27 protein-coding genes are annotated in these 20,547 nt (G+C 49.4%); 17 read left to right on the top strand and 10 right to left on the bottom strand.

Annotation, left to right across the window (positions count from 1 at the left end; all coding sequences use genetic code 11):
• Positions 1–82 precede the first annotated feature (82 nt).
• Entirely contained in the window at positions 83–1,324 is a 1,242-nt protein-coding gene (locus AC23NW_RS15690) for an MFS transporter (RefSeq protein WP_487450582.1), read from the top strand.
• A gap of 84 nt (positions 1,325–1,408) precedes the next feature.
• Here the strand turns inward: AC23NW_RS15690 and AC23NW_RS15685 are convergent, their stop codons facing one another.
• On the bottom strand, positions 1,409–2,845 hold the full coding sequence (locus AC23NW_RS15685) for a glycoside hydrolase family 125 protein (RefSeq protein WP_487450581.1): 1,437 nt from the start codon (positions 2,843–2,845) through the stop codon (positions 1,409–1,411).
• 179 nt (positions 2,846–3,024) lie between these two features.
• Between AC23NW_RS15685 and AC23NW_RS15680 the strand changes: the two genes are divergently transcribed.
• From AC23NW_RS15680 to AC23NW_RS15665, 4 genes are all read left to right on the top strand, one after another.
• Entirely contained in the window at positions 3,025–3,831 is an 807-nt protein-coding gene (locus AC23NW_RS15680; RefSeq protein WP_487450580.1) for a polysaccharide deacetylase family protein, read from the top strand.
• A 293-nt stretch (positions 3,832–4,124) separates the two neighbouring features.
• Positions 4,125–4,730 (top strand): RNA polymerase sigma factor, encoded by a 606-nt coding sequence (locus AC23NW_RS15675; RefSeq protein WP_487450579.1) that lies wholly within the window; start codon positions 4,125–4,127, stop codon positions 4,728–4,730.
• Positions 4,731–4,736: 6 nt separating this feature from the next.
• Positions 4,737–4,937: a hypothetical protein gene (locus AC23NW_RS15670; RefSeq protein ID WP_487450578.1), complete on the top strand. Its 201-nt coding sequence runs from the start codon at positions 4,737–4,739 to the stop codon at positions 4,935–4,937.
• 76 nt (positions 4,938–5,013) lie between these two features.
• A complete protein-coding gene (locus tag AC23NW_RS15665) occupies positions 5,014–5,910 on the top strand; it encodes a mechanosensitive ion channel family protein (protein ID WP_487450577.1) in 897 nt (298 codons plus the stop codon).
• An 85-nt stretch (positions 5,911–5,995) separates the two neighbouring features.
• Here the strand turns inward: AC23NW_RS15665 and AC23NW_RS15660 are convergent, their stop codons facing one another.
• Positions 5,996–6,913, bottom strand: a complete 918-nt coding sequence (locus AC23NW_RS15660) for a bifunctional metallophosphatase/5'-nucleotidase (protein WP_487450576.1) — start codon at positions 6,911–6,913, stop codon at positions 5,996–5,998.
• On the bottom strand, positions 6,891–7,643 hold the full coding sequence (locus tag AC23NW_RS15655) for a 5'-nucleotidase C-terminal domain-containing protein (protein WP_487450575.1): 753 nt from the start codon (positions 7,641–7,643) through the stop codon (positions 6,891–6,893). The genes AC23NW_RS15660 and AC23NW_RS15655 overlap by 23 nt, the downstream gene beginning before the upstream one ends.
• A gap of 121 nt (positions 7,644–7,764) precedes the next feature.
• On the opposite strand from AC23NW_RS15655, the gene AC23NW_RS15650 reads away from it, so the two are divergent.
• A complete protein-coding gene (locus AC23NW_RS15650; RefSeq protein ID WP_487450574.1) occupies positions 7,765–9,591 on the top strand; it encodes a M61 family metallopeptidase in 1,827 nt (608 codons plus the stop codon).
• 148 nt (positions 9,592–9,739) lie between these two features.
• On the opposite strand, the gene AC23NW_RS15645 is transcribed toward AC23NW_RS15650, so the two are convergent.
• Positions 9,740–10,600 carry a pirin family protein gene (locus AC23NW_RS15645; protein WP_487450573.1) on the bottom strand — a complete coding sequence of 287 codons (861 nt, stop codon included), beginning with the start codon at positions 10,598–10,600 and terminating at the stop codon, positions 9,740–9,742.
• A 128-nt stretch (positions 10,601–10,728) separates the two neighbouring features.
• Here AC23NW_RS15645 and AC23NW_RS15640 point away from each other — a divergent pair, with 128 nt between their 5' ends.
• Positions 10,729–11,028 (top strand): DUF3817 domain-containing protein, encoded by a 300-nt coding sequence (locus AC23NW_RS15640; protein ID WP_293844034.1) that lies wholly within the window; start codon positions 10,729–10,731, stop codon positions 11,026–11,028.
• Between the two features lie 122 nt (positions 11,029–11,150).
• Here the strand turns inward: AC23NW_RS15640 and AC23NW_RS15635 are convergent, their stop codons facing one another.
• The 5 genes from AC23NW_RS15635 to AC23NW_RS15615 all read right to left on the bottom strand — a co-directional run bounded on the left by AC23NW_RS15635 (position 11,151) and on the right by AC23NW_RS15615 (position 15,295).
• Positions 11,151–12,245: an SDR family NAD(P)-dependent oxidoreductase gene (locus AC23NW_RS15635; RefSeq protein WP_487450572.1), complete on the bottom strand. Its 1,095-nt coding sequence runs from the start codon at positions 12,243–12,245 to the stop codon at positions 11,151–11,153.
• Positions 12,246–12,333: 88 nt separating this feature from the next.
• A complete protein-coding gene (locus AC23NW_RS15630) occupies positions 12,334–12,891 on the bottom strand; it encodes an RNA polymerase sigma factor (RefSeq protein WP_487450571.1) in 558 nt (185 codons plus the stop codon).
• A 147-nt stretch (positions 12,892–13,038) separates the two neighbouring features.
• Positions 13,039–13,977, bottom strand: coding sequence for a hypothetical protein (locus AC23NW_RS15625; protein WP_487450570.1), 939 nt, complete (start codon positions 13,975–13,977; stop codon positions 13,039–13,041).
• Positions 13,978–14,133: 156 nt separating this feature from the next.
• Positions 14,134–14,553 (bottom strand): CBS domain-containing protein, encoded by a 420-nt coding sequence (locus AC23NW_RS15620; protein WP_293844023.1) that lies wholly within the window; start codon positions 14,551–14,553, stop codon positions 14,134–14,136.
• Positions 14,554–14,800: 247 nt separating this feature from the next.
• Positions 14,801–15,295, bottom strand: coding sequence for a hypothetical protein (locus AC23NW_RS15615; protein ID WP_487450569.1), 495 nt, complete (start codon positions 15,293–15,295; stop codon positions 14,801–14,803).
• A 108-nt stretch (positions 15,296–15,403) separates the two neighbouring features.
• On the opposite strand from AC23NW_RS15615, the gene AC23NW_RS15610 reads away from it, so the two are divergent.
• From AC23NW_RS15610 to AC23NW_RS15595, 4 genes are all read left to right on the top strand, one after another.
• On the top strand, positions 15,404–15,682 hold the full coding sequence (locus tag AC23NW_RS15610; RefSeq protein WP_487450568.1) for a hypothetical protein: 279 nt from the start codon (positions 15,404–15,406) through the stop codon (positions 15,680–15,682).
• A 147-nt stretch (positions 15,683–15,829) separates the two neighbouring features.
• On the top strand, positions 15,830–16,627 hold the full coding sequence (locus AC23NW_RS15605; RefSeq protein ID WP_487450567.1) for a hypothetical protein: 798 nt from the start codon (positions 15,830–15,832) through the stop codon (positions 16,625–16,627).
• Positions 16,599–17,333 carry a hypothetical protein gene (locus AC23NW_RS15600; RefSeq protein WP_487450566.1) on the top strand — a complete coding sequence of 245 codons (735 nt, stop codon included), beginning with the start codon at positions 16,599–16,601 and terminating at the stop codon, positions 17,331–17,333. The genes AC23NW_RS15605 and AC23NW_RS15600 overlap by 29 nt, the downstream gene beginning before the upstream one ends.
• Before the next feature lie 283 nt (positions 17,334–17,616).
• Positions 17,617–17,895: a hypothetical protein gene (locus AC23NW_RS15595; protein WP_487450565.1), complete on the top strand. Its 279-nt coding sequence runs from the start codon at positions 17,617–17,619 to the stop codon at positions 17,893–17,895.
• 42 nt (positions 17,896–17,937) lie between these two features.
• On the opposite strand, the gene AC23NW_RS15590 is transcribed toward AC23NW_RS15595, so the two are convergent.
• Entirely contained in the window at positions 17,938–18,474 is a 537-nt protein-coding gene (locus AC23NW_RS15590; RefSeq protein WP_487450564.1) for a DUF4468 domain-containing protein, read from the bottom strand.
• A 330-nt stretch (positions 18,475–18,804) separates the two neighbouring features.
• On the opposite strand from AC23NW_RS15590, the gene AC23NW_RS15585 reads away from it, so the two are divergent.
• The 6 genes from AC23NW_RS15585 (at position 18,805) to AC23NW_RS15560 (ending at position 20,400) form a co-directional block, all read left to right on the top strand.
• Entirely contained in the window at positions 18,805–19,128 is a 324-nt protein-coding gene (locus AC23NW_RS15585; protein WP_487450563.1) for a hypothetical protein, read from the top strand.
• Between the two features lie 4 nt (positions 19,129–19,132).
• Positions 19,133–19,351: a hypothetical protein gene (locus AC23NW_RS15580; protein ID WP_487450562.1), complete on the top strand. Its 219-nt coding sequence runs from the start codon at positions 19,133–19,135 to the stop codon at positions 19,349–19,351.
• A 2-nt stretch (positions 19,352–19,353) separates the two neighbouring features.
• Entirely contained in the window at positions 19,354–19,587 is a 234-nt protein-coding gene (locus AC23NW_RS15575; RefSeq protein ID WP_487450561.1) for a hypothetical protein, read from the top strand.
• Between the two features lie 14 nt (positions 19,588–19,601).
• A complete protein-coding gene (locus AC23NW_RS15570) occupies positions 19,602–19,898 on the top strand; it encodes a hypothetical protein (RefSeq protein ID WP_487450560.1) in 297 nt (98 codons plus the stop codon).
• Positions 19,899–20,078: 180 nt separating this feature from the next.
• Positions 20,079–20,213, top strand: coding sequence for a hypothetical protein (locus tag AC23NW_RS15565; protein ID WP_487450559.1), 135 nt, complete (start codon positions 20,079–20,081; stop codon positions 20,211–20,213).
• A gap of 1 nt (position 20,214) precedes the next feature.
• Positions 20,215–20,400: a hypothetical protein gene (locus AC23NW_RS15560; RefSeq protein ID WP_487450558.1), complete on the top strand. Its 186-nt coding sequence runs from the start codon at positions 20,215–20,217 to the stop codon at positions 20,398–20,400.
• Positions 20,401–20,547 lie beyond the last annotated feature (147 nt).

Here is a 20,547-nt window from a genome sequence, read left to right as displayed (position 1 = left end):
CCTACGGTCAGCTGATTATTAATCGACCAGCCGGTTGTACCACCACATTTTCTGACAACCCAACCTATTAATAGTACCGTTCATGGTTCAGGAACCCGTTCTTCCCAAAAAATCAACCAGCCAGCTACTCAGTCTGCCGGTGCTGGTAGCCGCCCTTGGCTACCTCGTCGACATGTATGATCTTTTTCTGTTCAGCGTCGTCAGGGTACCCAGCCTGAAAGACCTTGGCGTCGGGACGGACCGGCTCCTGCCCGAGGGCATTTACCTGCTCAACATGCAGATGGCCGGCCTGCTGATCGGCGGTATTTTCTGGGGCGTGCTGGGGGATAAGCGCGGACGGCTATCCGTTCTTTTCGGCTCTATTCTGATTTATTCGCTGGCCAATATCGGCAACGGACTGGTCACGTCCCTGTCTCAATACGCGGTTCTGCGGTTCATCGCCGGCGTCGGGCTGGCCGGGGAGCTGGGGGCAGGTATTACGCTCGTTACCGAAGTGCTGCCCCGTCAGATTCGCGGGTATGGCACAACGATTGTCGCCACTATGGGCGTTCTGGGCGCCATTCTGGCCTATTTTGTGGCGGATCTGTTCGCCTGGCGGAATTCCTATTTTGTTGGCGGCGGCATGGGCCTGTTGCTGCTTGTGATGCGTGTAAACATTCTGGAATCGGCCATTTTCGAAGTCGTTAAAGACCGGCAGGTAAAACGCGGCGACCTGCTGATGCTGTTTTTCAGCAAACCCCGTCTGCTCAAATACCTGCAATGCATTCTGGTCGGGCTACCGATCTGGTTTGTGGTCGGCATTCTGATTACCTTCTCCCCTGAATTCGGGCAGGCGATGGGCCTGACAGAGCCGGTGGTTGCCGGTAAAGCCGTGATGATTGCCTTTCTCGGGCAGGTTGGCGGCGATGTGGCAAGCGGCCTGCTGAGTCAGTTTCTGAAAAGCCGTAAAAAAGTCATCAGAGGGTTTATCCTGCTGTCCTTCGGCTTTGTACTGGTTTACCTGCTAATGCCGGTCAAAGACCTTAACACATTCTATATCATCTGTTTTCTACTCGGTCTGGCCAATGGATACTGGGCGCTGTTTGTTACCATTGCGGCCGAGCTGTTCGGCACCAACCTCCGCGCCACCGTCGCAACCACTGTACCTAACTTCGTTCGCGGAGCCGTTATTCCGCTGACAACCTTATTTGTATGGGGTAAAGGGCAGGTCGGCGTTTTAGGCAGCGCGTTGGGTGTAGGGTTCCTGACGATATGTCTGGCGTTGATCGCCCTTTACTTCATGGAAGAAACCTTTACGAAAGAATTGAATTACGTAGAAGAGTAAGCACGTGGTGGTATTATCTAGTGGTGGCACGACTAGGCGTCCCCGACCGACAGGCGGCCCTGTTTGAGTCGCGCCACCACTGCTTTACAGCTCTTTCGCCAGCAAATGCGGCCGTTCGGCGGCCACTTTCAGAATCAGCTCACCAAACAGCGTATTCGCCCAGGCAAACCACTTCCGCGTAAATTTCGACGGATCATCCTGATTGAACGATTCGTGCATGAAACCAGTACCGGCATGCGTTTTCTTCAGCATCCGCAGCTGCGCCAGAATCTCCTGATCGTCGGTCGACGTTAAGGCGCGCATAATCAGGCTCATCGGCCAGATATTTTCTACCAGCGTATGCGGGCTGCCGATGCCCTGCGCCGCCTTCCCGTTAAAGAAATACGGATTATCGGCACTCAATACAAACTTGCGGGTATTCTTATAGATCGGATCAGACGCGGTACAAGCGCCCAGATACGGCATGGCCAGCAGGTTCGGAACATTGGCGTCGTCCTGTAACAGGCGGTTGCCGTATCCGTCTACTTCCATGGCATACATGTTGCCGTATTTCGGGTGATTATATACTGCATACTGCTTTAACGCCTTTTCTACTTCATCGGCGAGTGCGCGGCAATCGGCCGCAATCGGAACAGCCGGATGCAGGGTCTCGATCATCGTGGCCAGCTGCCGGAACGATACCACTGCAAACCAGTTCGACGGCACCAGAAACGGAAACACCGTAGCATCATCCGACGGCCGGAACACACTGTGAATCAGGCCAACCGGACGTGTCGGATTACCATAGCCATTGCCCGGCACCGTATCCGTCGACCAGGATGTCTCGCGTCCGAAAGTGTAGGGGCCCCGATTCGTCTTCCGCTGCTGCTCACGGCAGGTTTTCAGGGCCAGTTGCATCGCTTTTACCCATTCGGCATCAAACGGTGAGGTATCCCCCGTCGTTTTCCAGTAGTGGTATGATAACCGGATCGGGTAACACAATGAATCAAGCTCCCACTTCCGTTCATGCAGTCCGGGTTTCATCGCCGTTACGTCCTTTTTCCACTCGCCTTCTTTCTTCGGGTCCGGGTAAAAGGCATTGGCATACGGATCAAGGATGATACACTGCGCCTGCCGGCGGATTACACCCGCAATCAGTTTCCGCAACGGCTCGTCCTGTTTGGTCATCGGCAGATACGGCCAAACCTGTGCCGTACTGTCACGCAGCCACATAGCGTCAATATCACCGGTGATTACGAAGGTATTGGGTTTGCCACCGTCTTCTGCGTATTGTACAGTGGTATCCAGCGTATTCGGAAAGCAGTTTTCAAACAGCCACGCCAGTTCAGGGTCTTTTACGGTTTTTTGTACACGGGCAATGGCTTCTTCAACGGCCTTGCTGGTAAAATTCCGTTTACCGGCGGGCGTTCGTACAGCTGGAAAGGCAGAGGCATTCGGTTCAGCCGAGGCCAGTGCCGGACCGCCGGCCATCACGGCCATGCCCGCTACCGCCGACTGTTTTACAAAATTACGTCGATTCATAAATGCTGATTGTTACTCGTCTTTGCAAACCTCCCGATTGTTACCGGCAGGCTATATTTTCCGGAAATACGCAAAAAACGGCTTTTTTCACAACTAATGCGACCGGAATGGCGACACGGTTCGGTTTCCGCGCCGAAATGCATACCTTTAATCCCGTTCCATAGACCAATGCTGACACTGTGAAAACGATACGCTTAACGCTCCTGACCCTGTTCACAACAACCGGTTTATTTGCCCAGAATCTGCCCGACTGGCATGGGCGGAAATGTGCGGTTGCCCTTACGTATGATGATGCCTTACAGGTACACCTCGACAAAGCCATTCCGGCCCTTGATGCGGCCGGACTCAAAGGCACCTTTTACCTCGCCGGCAACTTTCCGGGTCTGAAAGCCCGTATCGCCGACTGGAAACGGGCAGCGGCCAACGGACATGAGTTAGGCAACCATACCCTTTTTCACCCGTGTGCCGGTGGCCCCGGCCGTGAGTGGGTGAAACCTGCCCATGACCTGAATACCTACACCATGGCACGGATTCTCGATGAAGTTCGTATGACCAATACCTTGCTGGAAGTCATGGACTCTCAAAAAGACCGGACGTTTGCCTTCCCGTGCGGCGATCGGATGGTCGAAGGTAAAAACTATTATGACCCTGTCAAAAACGATTTTGTCGCGGCCCGTGGCGTGATCAGCCGCATGCAGAAAGCCGAAAACATTGACCTGACGAATGTAGACGCCTACGTGATTAACGGGCAGACCGGCGAACAGATGATTGACCTGGTGAAACAGGCCATTGCGACCAACTCTGTACTGGTATTTCTCTTTCACGGGGTGGGTGGTGAACATAACCTCAACGTTGACGAAGCCGAGCACAAAAAGCTGGTTCAGTTTCTGAAACAACACGAAAAAGAGGTCTGGACGGCCTCGTTTCTGGACGTAGCGAGGTCAGTTAAAACGTTTCAGCAAACCCGCCGGACATCGACCAAATGACACCGTAGGGCAACAAGACTACATTTCCGGCATTCAACAAACTTTTTTATTTCGATTTGTTAATGCAGGACGTTACCTGGTAACTCACCCTTCGTCTGAATGACGTTCAGTAGCGCCGGATGGTCTCCGTCCCGACTCTACTGACATTCAGGTGCAGGGTGATTTTAGTTATATAAGTCTTTCTGCACTTCGTAACCGAAAATTCATTGTTTAGCTGCTAACAGTCAGTCATACACAGATATAGCCGTATCAATATGTATCTTGCTACCCCGACCCTAAACGCATTGCCTCCAATGTTTAACCTGAAACCGCTAACTGATGAAGAGCTGGTGCGGCACTACATTTCTTCACAAGATAACCGGTTCTTCGAGGTCTTATATGCCAGGCATTGCGATCAGGTATACGGGAAGTGTCTATCGTTTTTGAAGGATCCGGTGCTGGCATCTGATTTTACGCATGACATTTTTTTTAAGGCTGTTACCCGTATATCTACCTACAGCGAGCAGGCTCGTTTTTCGACCTGGCTATACGGTATGACGTATAATTATTGTCTGGATCAGGTACGATTCCGGAAGAAAGAGCAGCATTTTTTCCCGACGGCTGATGAGCTGCCGACTCAGGACGAGCTTACCGATGATTTTTCAGATATGACTCCGGGCGGTCTGCGGAAAGCTATGAAAAAAATGGATCCCGATGAGCAAAGCGTATTAATGCTGCGATATCAGGATGAGTTTTCTTTCCGCGAAATCGGCAATATTTTGCAGACAAGTGAGGGCTCGGCAACGCTGCGTGTAGCACGTGCCCGAAAAAAACTTAGAAAATATTATTTGGAAACGTTAGCTTTGGCCCTGATGATTCTGTCTCGTTGGGCCGCTAAACTACCGTTCCGATTTTTTTAAACGTTTATGAGTCGTATTGAGAAACCCTTTAAAGTTATTGAAGCTGAAGCAAAAGCCCCTGCTTTCATCCAGAAATCACTGCAACAAGATATACAAGACATCCGGAATGTGCTGAGTGTGTTACACACCTTTAGTGCCGGCTTCCCTGAAGTAATGAATCAGCTTCTTACTCCCGGCAGCAAACCAGGGACTCGTAAACCACAGTAAAACCCGTCCCTTCACAACATATTCGGTTTCCTCCAACCTGGTTCCCGGGGTTGTGAAGGTATTAACTTCTTGTACTATGCAATCCTCTCCTGATATTTATGGTATCATGATGAACACCGTGATGAGTTTTGTCAATTCGGTGTTCGGTTTTTTTCCCCGGCTCATTGGTTCGGCCGTAGTACTGATTCTTGGTTTCGGTCTGGCCCGGTTATTCAGCCGGCTGGCCCTCCGGATTCTATCGCGAATTGGCCTCGATAAACTGGGCGAACGGCTCAATGAAGTTCAGTTCATCCGGCAGCTGCAAACGGAGATCAAACTCTCGGAAGTTATTTCCAAAATCATTTATTATTTCATTCTGCTGATTTTCATTACGGCATCCACCGAAACGCTGGGGGTCGAAGCGATCAGTAAAATGATTCAGTCGCTGGTGGCATTTATCCCGCGGCTGATTGCCGCCGCCATCATGCTGCAGATCGGGATTATGGTGGCCGATGCCCTCAAGAAAGCCGTCACGACGCTGGCCGCTTCTTTCAACATCCCGTCAGCGCGCAACCTGGGCACAGTCGTCTTTGCCTTTGTGCTGCTGGTAGTCATTATTTCGGCCTTGTCGCAGGCAGGTATCAACACCACCCTGCTCGAATCCAGCTTTAATCTCCTGATCGGCGGAGCTATCTTCGCCTTTGCGCTTGGCTACGGTCTGTCCTCCAAAGAAATTATGGTAAATACCTTATCGTCGATCTACAGCCGGTCGCAGTTTGAGATTGGCCAGCGCATCCGGATTGACGATATAGAAGGAACCATTACCAGCATCAACCAATCAACCATATTGCTGCAAACCGGCAAAGACATTACCAGGATTCCGATGTCAACCCTGCAAAATAAAATCATCGTATATCTGGGTGCAGCCGAGCCGGAAGCCGATGAAATACTACATCCGGACGTACACCCTAATGGCGTTGATTCCCACCCTTGATTAACCTGCTACCTTCTGTTACCCCTAAACGAAAACGTCCCGGCCAGATTGGCCGGGACGTTGCTTTTCATCGTTGTCGGGCCGTTCAGACCGAAACCGCTTTACCGTCTTTCACCGAGTGGCCCTTGCCCTGCTCAAACGACAGGTCGATCCGGCCCAGATAAATGCCGGCAAAACCAACCTGGTTAATCAGCGTTGCTTTCCCGTCAAGGTTATTGACAGCCACCGGCGCTTCCAGGAATGTGTGCGTATGCCCGCCAATGATGAGGTCAATGTTCCGGGTTTTGGCAGCCAGCACATGATCCGACACTGTAGCCTCGTTGTACTTATACCCAAGGTGCGACAGACAGATTACGTAATCACACTTTTTCCTGAGCTCACCGGCCGTCTGATTAGCAACCTCAAGTGGATCGAGGTATTTCATGTCGCCGTACAGATTTTTCGGAATCAATCCGTCCGGCTGGATACCCAGCCCAAACACACCAACCTTCACCCCATCGACGGTAAAGATTTTATGCGGCTGAGTCTGCCCGTCCATCGGCGTATTTTTAAAATCGTAATTGGCGATCAGGAACGGAAATTTCGCCTTCCCGAACTGGGTTTTCATGTTGTCGATTCCCCCGTCAAAGTCGTGGTTCCCGATGGTTCCGGCATCGTAGCCCAGCTGGTTCATGGCCAGAATTTCGGGTTCGCCCTTGTAGAGATTGAAATACGGCGTTCCCTGAAAAATATCACCGGCATCAAATAACAGTACATTTTTCTGCTCGCTGCGAATCTGCCGGATCAGCGTGGCCCGGCGTGCAACGCCCCCTTTACCGGCATTCCGGCTACCATCCATCGGGAACGGATCCAGACGGCTGTGTACATCGTTGGTATGTAAAATAGTCAGCGTGGCAGCCTTTTTACCAGCCGCCAGCAGCGTATCAGGGGTCAGACTGCCGATCACTGCAGCCGATCCCATCAGTTTCAGAAATGATCGTCTATTGGATTGTAATGCGTCCATCAGTTTGCGGGTTTAACGGTTGGCCTGATTTTCCTTGCTGCCGGATGGCTTCGATAAAGGCGTCGCGGATAAGGTAGTTTACATTATCCCGCGCAATGGCATTGCTTAGAAACGAGGCATCGCTCCCGCCGTTGGCTACGTAATCGCTCATAGCGATGGTATAGGTCTGGTTCGGATCAAACGTCCGCCCATTATTAAACGTGACCGACTGTACCGTTTTGTCCTTCATAATCACACGGATACCACCAACCACCAGCACATCTTCGTGCTGGGCAAAGTGGTTCAGGAACTGCATCAGCATGCTGCCTTTTACCGTCACAACCACCAGCAGGTTGTCAAACGGCATCACCTCAAATACGTTGCCCACCGTAATGTTTCCCTTTGGCAGGCCCGACCGGACGCCCGAAAAATTCAGGTGTGCCACATCAACCGGCTTATTGTATTTCTGCTGCGCCCGTTCCAGCAGCATATCGGTCAGCATATTGGTAAACCCGCTTTCCGGCTTTTTCTTGTCCAGTGCTGCCGGCGTTACCGTCAGTACCTCATTCATACTCTGATCAAGCTTTTGCTTATACGGGCGAAGCAAGGCCGCTGTGCCACTGTCGGCGGCAGCTTTTTCGTCAATGGTCAGCCGTTTGTATTGTTGACCGGTAAACTGGTAGGGTCGGTGACAACCCACGAACAGTCCCAGCATCAGCAACAAGGCTCCGGTAGTTTGTTGTATGCGCATACGAGTTATTTGGAGCTCAAATTTACAGAAAATACCACATACTGGCCCGTATCGCCGGTCTGTAGTAACAATTTGCCGGTGATCTATTAACTTGTGACCACATTACGCTTCTTTCGCCTACATGAACCGCTATCTTTTATCTGCCCTCGCGGCACTTGCTCTCGGGGCAGCACACGCCCAGACAATCCGGTACGACCTGTCTTTTCCGAATGCCATACACCACGAAGCCGAAATATCGCTTTCGGTGGCACAGCTCCCCAAACAACCGGCCACCTTCCGGATGAGCCGGTCGTCGCCGGGACGTTATGCGACCCATGAGTTCGGCAAAAACGTCTACAACGTCAAGGCCGTTGACCAGAACAATCAGCCGCTGACCATCAACCGCATCGACGGTGATGTGTATGAAGTACCGAAACATTCCGGATTTGTGCGGGTCAGCTATACCATCTACGGCAACCATCCGGATGGTACATACATGGGCATTGATCCGCAAAGCATCCACCTGAACATGCCGGCCACGTTTATGTGGATCAAAGGCTATGATGCCAAACCGGTAACGGTCCATTTCGACCTGCCGGCCGAGAATGCCGGCAAAGTAGCTACCCAGCTGATTGCTACCAATGAGCCATTGACATTTACGGCGCCTAATTTGCAATACTTCATGGATTCACCGACTAAAATCGGGGATCTGTTCATTAAAGAATGGAAACGGACCAACCCAGACGGCCAGCCGATTACGTTCCGGCTGGCCCTCGAAGCCGCCGTTCCGGATTCGGTGGCAACGGCCTACGCCGATAAAATTGCCCGGATTGTCGACGAAGCCGGTGCCGTCTACGGCGAGTTCCCGACCTACGATTACGGCACCTATACCTTTATTGCCAGCCTGAATCCGTACGTCAAAGGCGATGGCATGGAGCACCGCAATTCTACCATGATCTCGTCGGGAATCACCAATTTCAACGGCCAGAGCCGGACCCTGGGCGTGTTTGCCCACGAGTTTTTCCACTGCTGGAATGTAGAACGCATCCGGCCGAAAACGCTGGAACCGTTCAATTTCGAGAAGAGCAATATGAGCAATGAGCTGTGGTTTGCGGAAGGCTTTACGCAGTATTACGGCGAATTATTGATGGCCCGCGCCGGCTTTGTCACACCGGAAGAATATGCCGGTACCATTTCGGGGCTGGTATTTACCAAGACCCAGACACCAGGCGCTACGCAATATACTCCGATTGATGCCAGCCGTCATGCCGTGTTTGTTGATGCCGGCGTAGCGATTGACCGGAACAATTACGTCAATATGTTTACCTCCTATTATACCTACGGCGCGGCCGTTGCACTTGCGCTTGATCTTGACCTGCGTCAGCGGTTCGGCAAAACGCTGGACAACTACATGCAGGCGGTCTGGAAACGGTTCGGAAAACCGGAAGTGCCTTACACGGTTGACGGGTTGCAGGAGGTACTGGCGACGGTTACTAACAAAGAATATGCGGCTGCCTTTTTTGGAAAATACATCAACGGACATGCACCGGTCGACTATGCACCACTGCTGAAACCGCTCGGCTACACCGTCAAACCGGCCGCGCCCGGCAAAGCCTGGATCGGCAACCTGCGGTTTACGGACACCGACAAAGGGCTGATCATTCCGGCTAATACCGTAAAAAATACGCCTCTCTATAAAGCCGGACTGGATGTAGACGATGTGATTCTGAGCGTTAACAGCCAGCCCATAACAACGACCGATGCGCTCCGGAAGCTGCTGGCTGAGCAAAAACCGGGCGATAAGCTGACCGTTCAATACCTGCACCGTGGCCAGGCCCAGACGACAACGATCCTGACCGAAGAAAACCCGAATCAGGAAGTGGTGGTAACGGAGAAAACAGACATTTCCCCCTCAGCGGCCGACGTATCGGCCCGAACGAAATGGGTTGGCCCGCAGGTAAAGCGCTGAAACATAGTAGAAGCTGAACCCGATAAGCGATTGATTTACCACATAGGCACATAGGGCACCTAAGAATTACACATCTTTGTTTTACTATGTGGCTATGTGGTTTATAATCAGTTTAAGAAGCAGCTTGAGGTAAGCATTCCTGAACGTACTATTCAGCCAGAACCCCCATTTTACCGGTTTGGTAATCGTATATGGCTTGCCGGATTTCGTCAGATGTGTTCATCACAAACGGCCCGTGCGACACCACCGGTTCGTTAATCGGCATGGCTGACCCCAGCAAAATACGGGTCGTTTCACTTGCGTTAATGACGATTTCGTCGCCATCGTTGGCAAATACGAGCAGCCCGCGTCCCTCTGTCTCCGTTCCGTTTACCCTGCTTTTGCCATTCAGCTGGTAAAACAATACGTTGCGTTCGGCAGGTACAATCAGTGTGTAAGTGCCACCGGCTTCCAGCGTCAGGTTAGCTAATTCAACATCATAAACCGGATTGACGGGACCCGTGGTTCCGGCGAAAGTGCCCGACACAACTGCCAGCCGGCCTTTGCCGTCTGCAACCGGAACCACCGGAATCTGCTCCTGCTGTAAGCCGATGTAATTGGGCTTTACCATTTTCAGCCGTGATGGCAGGTTTGTCCATAACTGAATCAGCTCCACGGGGCCACCGTGCTGCCGGAAACGGGCCGAGGAGCTTTCAGAATGTACCAGCCCGCTGCCGGTCGTCATCCACTGCACGCCACCCTGTTCAATCGTGCTTGAAAAACCACTGCTGTCGCGGTGCTGTACGTCCCCTTCATAAATAAACGTAACCGTCTCAAAACCACGGTGTGGGTGTGGCCCAAACGGTAATCCGCTGTTATTGGCCGGAAATTCCTGCGGGCCGTGATGGTGCAGTAACAGAAACGGGTCGATTTGCTGAATCCCGGCTGCCGGTAAGGGCTGGTGCATAACGAGCGGACCGATGCGCTGGGCCCGTGGTTGTATGAGTTGTTGACTAGTGCGTTGTGCCATGGTTTGTGTACAATTTTCCTTTTTAACGCAACTTACCGGCCAAGGGTTCTCTTGTTTTTGTATCGGCGCACTCACTTTGTCCGTATCTTTGCCGGTAGTTTTGTTCAATTGGTTATTTGTACTTCTCCATGATAAATCTCATTAAAACGACCATCGGCCAGTTACGCATTCTGGCGTTTCTGGAGGGTCTCTCCTTTATTGCCCTGCTGGCGATCGGCATGCCGCTCAAGTACGGCTATGGTATGCCCGAACCAAACCGGATTATCGGCATGCTGCACGGCCTGCTGTTTGTCGGGTATGTCTTTCTGGTTATTCAGGCCAAAATTGAATACCGCTGGAGTGCCCGTAAAACAATCCTTGCCCTGCTGGCGTCTATTATTCCGTTCGGTACGTTCTGGGCAGAAGTAAAGCTCTTTAATAAAGAGTGAAAGAGTGGCCCGCTTTCGCGGTCAAAGAGTGAAAGTGCGGGTGATGGCTTAGACGATGATCAATAAAAAATCCCTGCCGGTGCTGTGACACTGACAGGGATTTTTTATTGACTCTTTATCACTTAGTTTACTGCACGGGCAACAGTCTGGCGGAGATTGTCCAGGCCGTTACTGACAACTTTCGAGGCTTCTGATACCAGATCACCGGCTTCATCAGACACATTATTATAGTTGCGGTTTGCTTTCCATTTCAGCTTACCAAGCTTGTATTTGTAGCGCCATTTGTCAACAACGCCCGAATTGCTGTAGGCCACCGCCAGGGCCACGCCAGCCACAGCAACAGCGGCAATACCGAGGCCCCATGCCAACGCCGATGAATTAGACGATTTTTCTGCGTTTTCTTCTTTCGGCTGTTCTTTTGGCTCTGCCTTAGGCTCGTTGTTATACCGCATCATGGCAGCAACGGCTTCCTGAGGCGCTACATAGGCCATCACTTCATACATTTTATTCACCAGTCCGCCCGGCACTACCTTGCTCTCGCCGGCCATCAGTGCTTTGTAGCCGTCTTTGGCAACCATAGCCGGATCATCGACCTGATCTGTTGCACGGATGTTGGTTGCGCCGGCTTTATTGAAGAAATCAGTATTGGTTGCATTAGGCAACAGCGCCGTAACCGTCACCTTCGTATCTTTCAGCTCATTTACCAGCGACTGGGTGAAGTTATAGACGTAGGCTTTCGTAGCCGCATAAACCGCCATCAGCGGAAACGGCGTTACCGACACCAGTGAAGCGAGGTTCAGGATTTTGCCTTCGTTCCGCTCTACCATGTCTTTCAGGAAGAGCTTGGTCATCTGGGTTGTAGTCAGTACATTAAGGTGAATCAATGCCTTTTCGCGCTCCCAGTCGGTTTCGCCGGCAAACTTACCATAGGTACCTACCCCCGCATCGTTAACCAGGACATTAATTGTCAGCCCTTTATCCTGCACCTGATTGTATACATCCTGTGCCGCATCTTCTTCTGAAAGGTCTTTCCCGATCACCGTCGTTTCAATGCCGTAATCATCCTTAAAGCCATCGGCCAATTGTTGCAGTTTATCGTCGCTGCGGGCAACTAACACCAGATTATAGCCGTCTTTGGCAAACAATTTAGCTAATTCCAGCCCGATTCCGCTGGATGCGCCCGTAATCAGAGCGGTTTTTCCTGCACTAGTATTCATAACGTTGTAAGTTTTGTCTTCACTAAAACAACGGAATACCCGTGCAGATGTTTACACAAAGTTTCTGCTTTAATTTTACGGTGACTTACTAGAAGGTACTCAACCGTTCCATCCGCATCCGTAATTTATCACGGCTACGCTTCAGGCGCATTTTAACCGCACTCACGTTCAGCCGCAGCTCTTTACTGATCTGCGTCATTTCCAGATCATCAAAGTATTTCATCCGCAAAATTTCGATTTCCTGCATGGTGAGGGTCGCTATTGCCTGCTGTAATACTCCTAACCGGTAATCGTTGGTTTCCTGATCTTCCACAATCAGTAAGCCGTAATACTCGGCCGTCAGTTCTTCCGGACGCGTTCGTACTGACCGGATCTGGGTAACACAGTAATTACGGGTAAGCGTATAGAGCCACGTTGAAAACATAGACCGGCCTTCGTACTTCTCAAGTTTTGTCAGCAGACGCAGAAAGATGTCCTGGGTATAATCACGGGCTAATTCTTCATCACGGGTAATTGCCAGGCATTTATGATAGACCTTGCGGGCGTACCGGTTATAGAGTATGGTGTAATACTGCGGGTCTGTGGTCAGACAATATAATTTTACAACATCTTCATCGGTGAGTGAATGGGGTAAATAATGCTCCATGAGCCCTGTGGGTTGAGTTTGCAGTTGAGTCGTACAAATTACTTCTTCCCCATATACGTTAACTTATAATCCTTAGATTCTCATATTGTAAACTTTTTTGAAAGGATAACGCAGATAGCCTTAACCAATAATAACCATTACGCTTACTTATTGATAGATTCCGTATCGTGCATGATACTCTGTCCGCCCTTTGCGGATGGCTTCTTCATGGCCTGCAATCAGCACCGGCGTTACCCGTTGCCGGACCGATACCGTGTACCAGTTCAGCTGAGCGGCGTACTGTTCAATAAATCCCGCTGACAGTTTCTGATAATACGATATTTCCTGCCAGTCGACCCGATCGGCAAAACGGGTAATAAAGGCTTCGGACAGTTGCTGTCCTGCCGAAATGCAGCTCCAGTCAACACGGTCGGCATACTGTTCAATAAAGGCCTCCGATAAGGTCTGATGCATCGAAATCGCCCGCCAGTCAACACGGTCAGCAAATTGCCCGATAAAGGCCTCCGATAAGGTCTGGTGCATTGACACCGTCCGCCAGTCAACACGGTTAGCATGACGGGCCATAAATTTCTCCGATAGTGTCTGGAACTGGCAGATTGCCTCCCAGTCGACACGGTTCCGGAAGCGGGCAATCGTATGCTCGGGCAACCCGACCCGCGACGACACCAGCCCCCAGTGCAGGTAGTTGCTATACTTTGCGACGAACGCTTCGTTAAGGTAATATCCGTATTCTTCGCCTTTCGACACCACTTCCCAGTCAATGTGCTCGCGGAATGCCCACATCCAGTCTTTTGGGATACGCTGGTAAACAGTGAGCAGGTGCCAGTTCAACCGGTATTTATTAGCCTCCACCCATTCCGGGCGCAGCGGCTGATAACGGGAAATCAGGTTCCAGTCGAGGTGGGCGGCGAATTGCTGAATAAACGCTTCCGAAAGTACCGGCCGCATACTTTTTGAGATTGCTTTCCAGTCTGCCTGCGTCAATCCGCTAATGGATAAAGACGGGTTAAAGCCTGTCACCTCACCGGAAGCGCCGGTAATGAGGATATCGCTGATGCGCTGAACGGTGACCGGTTGATTCTGCATATATGAAGAAGGCAGAACGCGATTAAATATAATTATTCGTTCAAATAAATCAATTTTCAGGTTGAGATTCACTATCGTTCAATACAGACTTACCTGCCTCTTTTTAAAGCAGGTAAGTCTGTACGGCAGGCGGAAAAGTAGTATCAGTGACTCAGCTCAGTACTGATCGAGCAAATAATTGATAACGTCCGTAGTCGTAACGATGCCTGTCAGCGTATTATCTTCGTTAACGACGGGTAAGGCATGAAACTCTTCCTGCGTAAATACCTCTGCTACCTCACGGATAGTCATCGTTGCCGGAATAGTCCGTGGTTTATGGGTCATTACCTGCGCGATGGTCAGCATCTGCAATACTGCCTCATCGGCATCGTCCTGACCATCAAACAGCGAACTGAACGTCAGCCGGTTAATGTCAGTCTGACTGATCATGCCCACGATTTCGCCGGCATTTACCACCGGTACGTGCCGGATTTTATGATGGTTGATGAGGTCAATTACCTGATGCAGGTCGTCGTTGACATTGACAGTCAGGACCGGGCCGGTCATGATATTTGATACAGGTTCTCTGCGTTTCATAAGCTAAGCGGTTTTGTTTGGTTCAAAGGTCCGCAATGCCTGTCCGGAATCTGATGACGTCCCTCACTGCGTACGCTGTTCCTCATCAAACAGGTTCAGCTGTTATTATCATTTTCTTAAATTTTCGCCCGATTTATGTCAAGTTTAACTATTGCTGATTTTCAGTTAGTTAAGCACATATTTTGTATCAACAGTACAAAAACGTAGATTTTCCTCCCTAAAACAGCCCTTTTGAGCCACTGCCTGATTATTTCAGGCCAACGGATAACCGACGTTCGAAAGGATAAAGGTCTATAATCTTTCCCCCTCCGTTCGTCGTGGCTTGATTACCCGTTGTTAACTTTTTTCCGGCACCCCCGGGAGTCATCATACCTCCCATCCAAAATGCCCTCAACTGCTCATTTTTGAATTGCATCTCAGCAGTTAAATTCTTTTTATCCTCCTCAAGGGATGCAACCTTATCACGGAGGTATTTAAGCTCCTCATTTAGTTTCACTAACTCAATCGGATCGACCGCGTTTTCTTTCGGCTCTTTACACCATCCGAATTGTTCAGACAGATTAAACTCAGGATAATGCTCCACCAGACCCATGAAGATAGTCAAGGTAAGGTTGTTACGGCCATTAATAGAATTCTTAACAGCTTGGTCAGACACACCGATTATCTCAGCTACCTTTTTGGGCTTGTCTCTTTCGACAATCGCCGCCGCCGCTTTTCGGGCTTCCTCAATTAGGTTCAACATATCTACAAAGTTTGCTTACAATTGTTGTTAGTTTCACAACGTTTGTATAAGTTTGCTATCGTAACAAAACAAACGTACCACAAACGCTTTGCAAACGTAAACAAACACATGAGAAACGCCAATCTTTCACGGCAAAATTTCAGTGGTTCGTACTCAAAAAGTGACTGCGAGTTATTATACGGTAAACTTGAAGGGACGCGATACACCGCCGAGGTAGCCGAAATCCTGAAAAACTGGGGATTAAACTTTAGTCAGGAGTATATAAGAGGTGTCGCAACAGGCCATTTTTATAACGAACGTATCTGGGATGCCATCACTGAACTACTTGATACACGCCACAAGAAAAAAGTAATAACCTCCTCTCGTATCAAACATTTGTTACAGTAGCCCATGCAATACACTACTATCCTCCATCCGGTAAGGAAGCGATTCGGCCTTAGCTGCAATGACTATTGCGTTGCCGAACTGATATTCTTTGCCGCCAGCAACCCGAGGAATACTTATCAAGGTTGGTGTACCCTCTCTCGTGCCCAGATGGCAGACGAAACCAGCCTATCAAGGCAATCGGTAATAACCATTATCCAAAAACTTGAAAAATCCGGTATTGTAGAGCGAAACGAATTAGACCACCTCCGCACAACTGTAGTTTGGTATGACGCAAAAACCACCTGTCAAGAAACTTTACAGGGTGTAAATAAACTTGACAGGCAACACCCTGTAAAGAAACTTGACACCCCGTCAAAAAACTTTACAGATACCTGTCAAGAAACTTTACAGCACCCTGTAAAGAAACTTGACACCCCACTATATATAAATAAAAAATTAAATAAAGAGGAGAGTAATTATGTGTGTGCTGACGCACACGAAACACACACACCGGATTTGTCTGATTCAAAAAAAAATGGGGTAGTTGCTGACGCAAGCCCAGGAACCCCACCCCCTACCCCCGCCCCTGCTTATCCGCCTGTAAAAACTGTCAACGGTAAAATGAAACTACCGGCCCTTGCGGATGTGACCGCGTACATGGCCAGCCGTGGGGCCGGAGCCGATCAGGCCGAACGGATGTTTGATTTCTACACCTCCAAAGGATGGAAAGTCGGAAAGAACCCAATGAAGGATTGGCAAGCGGCATGCCGGAACTGGCTGCGTGATAACCTGACCCAAAACACCCCAACCAATGCAACCTCAGCAAACTACCGCCCTAACACTGCCTCAACAGTCAAAAAGCCTTTCGTTTTCAACTACGACGACGCAATTAATGAGCTTAACGGAGTCGGGCCAGTTGTCACCAGCGAAAGCCACGATGCAACAAATTTCATTACTCTTGAATGAAATCGGCCGGATGTTGGGCGTTTCCGTCTCAGAGGCTAACGCCGCAAAAGTTAAAGCGGAGTACCTGGTACTGGCCAACTGGCTTATTAACAAATACCCGAATACCCCTTTGGAGGAAATCAAATTAGCCTACGAACTGGCTATAATGGGGGAAACCGAAATAGAGGAGCTGATACCCTCCCTTACTCCGTTACAGTTTGGCCGGGTCTGGAAAGCATACAGGCAGTACAAAACCAAATCGGTCTCGTTCCGCCAGGCACTTGAGCAAAAGCACGCCGATAGCTACGAAAAGCCGGAACTCACAGAGACAGAGATTTTCCAGATCATGTACGACACTTTTCTAAGTGCCTACAAAACAGTACAGGAGGGCAAGGTATACCAGGACATCGGTAACGGTTTGTATGACTGGCTAGACGGTAAGAAGCTTATCCCGTTCACCCATGATCAGAAAATAGAAATCTGGCAGGAGGCTATACAGGAGGCAACGAAAAAAGCAGCGGAGCGGGCCAGCGCTTCTAACCTCAGCCGGAACGAGAAAAAGCCGTTTCGGGAACTGATAGCCGCGCTGGCCAACGGAGGCAGTACCCCTGATTCCGTTCAGTACATCCGCATTCAGGCCAAAAACATTGCCCTTAACCGGTTAATCGGAGACCTCATCAGTATTGAAATAGAGCCTAACGAATACCTATCAGAACCCGAAGAATAGAACGGATTATGCAATACGCTATCGACTTTGAAGAGAAGCCAACCACCCCCGCAAAGCTTACAATCCAGCAATGCGAATATCTCTGTGATTGCTGCGGTAAGCCGTTCAATTGGGATGAAAATTCGGGGTGGTATGGCTCATACGCTGAACTAGACGCTGGTAACTTTCCGCCCGTCTTTTGCTCCGACGAATACGGAAATAAGTACAGAGACCGAGCTTATGCGACAGACAGTTTGTAACTTTAATTGACAATGGGTATCTAGCCCGTAATTATTAACTAACTATGCAAAATAAAATAACCCCAATTAGCATCGAACAGATTTTCTCTGACCTACTTATAGGCAAGAAGATTTTGTTTGGATGCAATGCAAATATGCCACCATTTGAAACAATGGATATATCAAGAACAACCGGGCCACCACGAACAGCTACCGTACTAGCACTAAAAAGGGAGGGTATTTACCTTTGGCTCACAATCCAACCAGAAGACAGCGAAAAACAAATATATCTCGCAATTGAGTTGGCTAGTATCCGTGATATACATTTCGTTGAAAGCAATTAATCCTAAACAACAAAGCCCGGTTCGATGCCGGGCTTTGTTGAATCATTTCAAACCATCTGTTACAAATTTTGCCAGAGAGTCAACCGCCCGAAAAACATCCTCTTCAAGCTGTTTTAATCTACCAATATACTCAGCTTTCGTCCCTACGAAAACACCCTCTATTGGCCGGTCCTTTCCACCTAAAACGAAGTTTCCAAGTGTCAGCCTATACCCATTATCGTTACACTCAACAATAGCAGCACTATTCACGCTTGAGGTAAAATAAATATTTCTGTCACTATCCTTATAGCGTCCGCCGGGGAAATAATAAGAACCTATAAAATCATACAATTTTGTATCCCCCATAGCTATCACTCCGGTAGGATTTTCCACATGCAAAGCACCCCATCTTCTTACCTGCCGGAAAATCTGCTCTTTATTACCCTCCATGCGCTGACTAATCACATAGCTAACCTTGCCATCAACCAAAGGCAAAATACCCTCTAGCTTCCCATCTTTCACCTTTGGCGTGTAATACATTGTTGAGGTACAGCTATAACAGCAAATGGCGAGCAATACAATAAATAATCGTGTCTTCATAAGTGTGTTTATTTTATCGTACCAAAGTATACACAATAGCGGAAACCGGCAACATCGAAAACATTTGCACCCAAAACAATACATTTGTAAAAATATTTTGATTCAAATGTTTTTTATTGACAACATTTGTTGTGATATTTACATCGTAATCTTTTTAGAAACGAAAGGAGGTTTTATGAAATAGCCAGCCCTACCCCCGCCCGTGGCGCTCGTATAAGGGTAATACACTGAGTCAGGAGAAAACACTAATTAACCGTTTTGATAAAGTCCCTGATAGCAGAGATACAGGTTCGACCCCTGCGGCCACACTAACCTCAAAACCTTTATACCATGCTGATTCAAGCCACCGCATTATTACAATGCGAAATTTCAGACAGTGAATTAGGCAGGGCGCTTGCAAAAAAGGCCAGTGAACTGCTAGGCACAGACGTAGGAGACGATATATGTGTCTGGGGAACTGATAATAATGGAGGTGTTTACTTTTTCTTTGACGACGCTCCCGTACAAGTCACAACAGATAAGCTAATTGCTGGCCTGATTGACGTAAGTTATTACCTGCTAGGGTACGAAGCAGTAAAGATTAGCGACGAAGAGGCTGAAAAAGCAAAGAAGCTCGATGAGGCACCGTCGATTCAACCAGTCCCCAATTTTTAAACCTATGGCAGAGATAAAACCCGGCACCGGGGCGCTTCATCCGGTCGAAAAAACGAAGCCCAACAGCCCCGATTTTAAGGGGCAAGTAGTAACTGAGGATGGCAAAAAGATCGAAATAGCCGCGTGGTTCAACAACTACAGGGCATCGAACGGCGAATACCTCAGATTAAAACTTACATCGGTGGTCAGCACTGACCCCGGCTATGATCCCAAACTAAAGTAATCATGTTAAACACTACCATTAGCCGCCGGTCTCCCCTCCGATGGAAAAAGGGCACCGGTAAGAAGAATAACCGGCCTCAGCACAACGACAGAGGCAAACGCGCCTGGGAATACTGGTATCAGGTTCTGTTAACGCCGCTCCGGAACAAAAAGGGAGAACAACTCAAGACCCCGACAGGCATTCCGGCTTTTGTGTGGCGGACAATCTGCCACCGCAACCCCGGCCGGACGAACTAACACACTCCCGACCTATGAGAGTGTACATAAACACCGAACGGAGCGGAATTTGTGGTTTACCTGATTACGGAATTGCCGGTAAGGCTTACAGGGTTTTCGGGTATAACCTCCGCCGGGCATTCTCAGAAACGTTTCATTATGCCATTGCCCGGAGCATCCCCGATGGCTGGCTGATCGCAACGCACACGACAGAATGCGGCACGCAATCCGGCCCCGGCTGGTACGACATCGCACCCGATACAACACATGACAAAAATACGGCTGCCTTATGCGACACCTGCCCCGTAACGTTAAGCGAGCTGGCCTCCTAGCCTTCGCCCTTTGTAGCGCTCTTTTCTGGACTTACATTTTTACGGTTATCAGTAAAATCTAGTCTTCTCCCTGTGTGCGTTAATTGTGTCTGCAAGTCAGCACTAAAAACAGCGCCATAAACAGCGTTTATTTTAGTGCTGACGAGTTTAAAATCTTTTTCCGATCATCCCTATATCAAAATGAAAATGCTCGCCAAATACAGCAAAATCAGCCAGGCCCGGAAAGCGGAGATTAAAGCCGCAAAACGCATGGCCCGACAGGATTACGAATTTAACCGGGAGTACAAGGCAATCCAGCGCGAACGCTACCAGTAACATGAAAGCCAAAGCCATAATCTTACTGGTAATCGTCGTTACCGTCTGCCTGATCATCCCCCTATCTGCCTGGCTACCGCTGCCAGCGGTTAACCCGAATGACGGTTTGTTTGCTGCCGTCCTGCTGACCGGAATCATACTCGTGTGGCGAAAGCTTGGAGGAGGAGGAAACGATTTAATTCTTTAGCGCTCTGATTTACCCAACGTATATGGATAACAGTAACGCCACATCAAAGACCTGTTCCGCTTGTGGTATCGATAAGCCCGTAAGCGAGTTTCGCAAACACCACGGGAGGTGTAAGCCGTGTTACAATCAACATCTTAGACAGTGTCG

This window comes from Arsenicibacter sp. R0_47 (assembly GCF_057652235.1).
Note: the sequence above shows the minus strand (reverse complement) of the source record. Positions and strands in the feature narration are given on the sequence as shown.